Source organism: Vibrio sp. 05-20-BW147 (assembly GCF_013369385.1).
Classification (GTDB): Bacteria; Pseudomonadota; Gammaproteobacteria; order Enterobacterales; family Vibrionaceae; genus Vibrio; species Vibrio floridensis.
In genome coordinates, this window is the sequence record NZ_SZTO01000043.1 from 1 (window position 1) to 2,426 (window position 2,426).

Here is a 2,426-nt window from a genome sequence, read left to right on the forward strand (position 1 = left end):
TTTTACCCAAACCAAGATTAACTCAACTTTGATTCACAAACAAAAGCCAAAACGTAGAAAACCGAAATGACTCATAGTTTTAAAAATCGTACTTTGAAATTTGGCTGCTAAACCTCGAAAAACTAAGTTCAAATTGCTGATTGAGCCAACCGCCCTAACCTCGCGCTTGCTCGAAAATTGACTGAGGCAATTCTCTGAATTTTCAGCGCCAAAGAATAAGTGTCCGAAAAACAGCGCCCAATGAAGACAACTTGCCGACGAGCTCAAAACCAAAAAGCTAAGGGAACAAGGAAAAATCATAAACCACTGATTTTATTTGATTAAGCATAACGCTGCGTTAAGGGGTGCAGGCACGCGATACAAAAGTTACCGCACAGTGCCGTAACCACCAAACTCAACGCAAACTGAAAATGCCACGCGTGCCAAATCCCTCTTAAACGCTTTGTTATGTTTTCATTGCCCAACTTTGCCAGTTTCCAATAAAGTCAACGCATAGTCACGCAACACCCTTGCATTGTCAGCCGACGCACTATTGCCACAAAATTCCTCTTGATACTTGATTTGAGGGCTTGAATATATGGGCAGTATATTCCGCTCATAACTCATTATTGTGCCTGAATCGCCACACTTAAATGCGCGAGCATACGGAACGAGTTTTTCCTGATATCCTTGCGGAACAGCGGATTTCAAAAACATTGTTAGATTGGGAATTGGATGTTTCTCACTATGCTGCGCCCACGATAAATGACCCAATTCATGCTCTAACACATGTATTGGCGCAGTAGAAGAGATAGCAAAGAACCACGCTCCAAAATACGATGATGCTTGGCCAGACAATCCAAATTGACTTTCATGCTTTCCATGAAAAATCAGACCATATTTTTCATTAGGACTAAGCTGTTTAACTGATATTTTTTGTTTTTCGAGAGCCTTACCGACCAAGTTGCCTGCTGCGACTAGACTACGAACTTCACTTTTATCTATGTAAAGTGGTACAACATCACCCAAGCTTCGGGTCAATGGAACACATGAATTCTTTAAAACCTGATTCGCGTACTTTATTGAAGCGTTCAGCGATTTTTTAATGTCTTCTATTGAAGATGACTCTAAGACTTCTTGGTCAACAAAAAAATTAATCTTCGTATTTGCCACTTTCTCAAAATTACAGCTAGGGAGCTTAAGTCCTCCTGAGTTTGGTTTTGTTAAAATTGCAATTCCGAAAACCACGATAATAGTGCCTATGGTCAAAACCTTTTTATTCATAAATCGGAATCATCCTTGAAATCGAAAATTGAAAGAAAACATAACGCCCAATTAAGGGGTGAACAACGCCTCCAACCAAACCTAACGCATTGTGCCATAAACACTAAATTTGAATTAAAAGCAAAAATGCCGAGCGTTGTGAATCCCTCTTAAATTGCTTGTTATGTTTTACCACAAACATATGATTTACTTGAGAAAGAACTGCTATTTCTGACTAGTTTTCTGAGCTAAACCACAAGGCAAGAACCAACTTGGCCACCAAAGGCGATTAACCTAAAGCAAGTAAGCCCACTTCCCTGCCCAATGAGGCAACCCGACCAAGTAACAACAAGCGCCCTATCTTTCCAACCAAAGCGCAAAACAATGTTGAATTGCCGAGGCAACTGCCAAGCTGAAATGCTGCTTGGTAATAAACCTGAAAGCGACTTTGAACCAGTTAAACAAGAAGCCTACCGCCACGACCTGACAATGAAGCAACCCGCGAGCATTGGCATGTTTTACGGCCTGAGTGATTCAAGAACTTAGACCGACAATGCGGATTTGCTGAGTCTAATAGGGACGAGTTGTCAAAGGGACAAAGAACTAGAGTCTAAGACCATTAAGCCTTTGAATTACAAGCAAACATAACGCTGCGTTAAGGGGTGAATGCCGTATAAACCAACTTCCCGCAGACCACTTTCACCACAAAAACTCACTGCAAACCAAAAATGCCACGCGGCATGAATCCCTCTTGAACGCCTTGTTATGAGAATGAACTCACCTTAGAACTCTACTAACCCCATTCTCTCTGCCGTTGCTAGACCATTGAAAGGCCCTTTAATGGAACTAGATAAATTCTCTAGAGCAACTCTGTCCAAGTGCTTGATGCGTTCATCGCTTGGTGGCTCAAAATAAATAAAGCCACTCAGAACTTCGTTTAATGTCGTAATTTCAACATCATCTAAAACAGATTTGAGTTTTTCGGCTTCAACTTGAGCGCACTCGAACTCTTTCAGAGAGTAAATGTATATAAAAACTTCTTTTTTATCGCCAAGACTCAAACTCTCAAACCAGACAGATTTTGGAAAATTCAAGACAGTTTGCTTTCCCAGTTCGTCGCATTGTTGCCACTTATCATTCCAATTTTTTAAGTAGCCAAACTTGTCGACATGTGCAGAACAGCC

The 2,426-nt window shown here is 41.0% G+C and carries 4 protein-coding genes; 1 reads left to right on the top strand and 3 read right to left on the bottom strand.

Going from position 1 to position 2,426, the window contains the following annotated elements; translation table 11 throughout:
* Window positions 1-453 precede the first annotated feature (453 nt).
* Complete coding sequence (locus tag FC652_RS19445) at window positions 454-1,263, bottom strand: hypothetical protein (protein ID WP_011080280.1); 810 nt, start codon at window positions 1,261-1,263, stop codon at window positions 454-456.
* Window positions 1,264-1,626: 363 nt separating this feature from the next.
* Between FC652_RS19445 and FC652_RS19450 the strand changes: the two genes are divergently transcribed.
* Window positions 1,627-1,788, top strand: a complete 162-nt coding sequence (locus tag FC652_RS19450) for a hypothetical protein (RefSeq protein ID WP_176299826.1) — start codon at window positions 1,627-1,629, stop codon at window positions 1,786-1,788.
* Window positions 1,789-1,874: 86 nt separating this feature from the next.
* Here the strand turns inward: FC652_RS19450 and FC652_RS19455 are convergent, their stop codons facing one another.
* On the bottom strand, window positions 1,875-2,015 hold the full coding sequence (locus tag FC652_RS19455) for a DUF3265 domain-containing protein (RefSeq protein ID WP_176299828.1): 141 nt from the start codon (window positions 2,013-2,015) through the stop codon (window positions 1,875-1,877).
* A 9-nt stretch (window positions 2,016-2,024) separates the two neighbouring features.
* A partial coding sequence (locus tag FC652_RS19460; RefSeq protein ID WP_176299827.1) for a hypothetical protein occupies window positions 2,025-2,426 on the bottom strand: 402 nt, incomplete at its 5' end.